Source organism: Vibrio sp. Y176, from assembly GCF_033438945.1.
This window is the reverse complement of the sequence record NZ_JAWOQS010000103.1, coordinates 1-1,139: the sequence shown is the minus strand read 5'-3', so window position 1 is coordinate 1,139 and position 1,139 is coordinate 1. Positions and strand designations below refer to the sequence as shown.

The window sequence follows — 1,139 nt, the reverse complement described above, 5'->3', positions numbered from 1 at the left end:
GCTTGTCACGCATCTGGTGTAAACGGCGCGCCAAAATCGGGCAATGCTGACGATTGGGCTCCGCGTATCGCGCAAGGCAAAGACGTGCTAGTGAAGCACGCGCTTGAAGGCTTTAACGCGATGCCTGCAAAAGGTACATGTATGGACTGTTCTGATGATGAAATCATTGCAGCCATCGACCACATGATTGATGGCTTGTAATCCAGCCGCGACTCATCTGAAATAAGAAAGGCTTGCCAATCGGCAAGCCTTTTTGTTTGGAGTGAACTTGATTTACCGTGAGATCAAAGTGATCACTTCTTAAACATCGAGCGCAGGTTTGCAATGTGCGCCTGACCTTTTGCCATTCGTTCTTCTTGAGACACAGGCTTTTTGTTCACTTCCCATTCGACATCATCAAACGGCAGCTCATCCAAAAAACGACTTTGAGTCGGCTTGATCAACTCACCAAACTGGCGACGCTCTTTACACATGGTAAACGTCAGCTCTCGCTGTGCGCGGGTGATGCCTACGTACATCAAGCGTCGCTCTTCTTCGACGTTATCTTCATCAATACTGGTTTGATGCGGCAATATGCCCTCTTCCGAACCAATCAAATAAACGTAAGGAAACTCTAGACCTTTTGATGCGTGTAGTGTCATCAATTGAACGGCATCGCTGTCTTCGTCTTCTTCGCCGCGTTCCATCATGTCACGCAAGGTCAAACGTTGAACCACTTCTTTCAGCGTTTTCTCTTCTTGGTCGTAATTGTCACCTTCTAAGTCAGCCACAATCCAAGAGTAGAGATCCGAAACGTTCTTCATGCGCATTTCAGCGGCTTTCGGGCTGGCTGAGGTTTCGTACAGCCAATCTTCGTAATGAATGTCACGAACCAAGGAACGAACAGCTTCTACTGTGTTACCTCGCTCAGCTTGATCGGCAATCGCCACCAACCATTGTGTAAAGCGACGCAGATTTTCGAGACCACGCCCCGATAGGTGTTGTTCTAATCCCATTTCAAAGCTTGCTTCAAATAGGCTTTTGCCGCGCATATTGGCGTAACTGCCCAATTTTTCTAACGTTACCGGGCCAATTTCGCGTCGCGGCGTGTTCACAATGCGCAGAAATGCGTTGTCATCGTCCGGGTTCACCAACACTCG

General features: G+C 48.5%; 2 protein-coding genes. One reads left to right on the top strand and one right to left on the bottom strand.

Going from position 1 to position 1,139, the window contains the following annotated elements; genetic code table 11:
* On the top strand, positions 1-201 hold a 201-nt coding region (locus R7O13_RS24390; RefSeq protein WP_318109980.1), incomplete at its 5' end, for a c-type cytochrome.
* 92 nt (positions 202-293) lie between these two features.
* Here R7O13_RS24390 and R7O13_RS24385 read toward each other — a convergent pair.
* Positions 294-1,139: 3'-5' exonuclease (locus R7O13_RS24385; RefSeq protein ID WP_318304870.1), on the bottom strand; the 846-nt coding region annotated here is incomplete at its 5' end.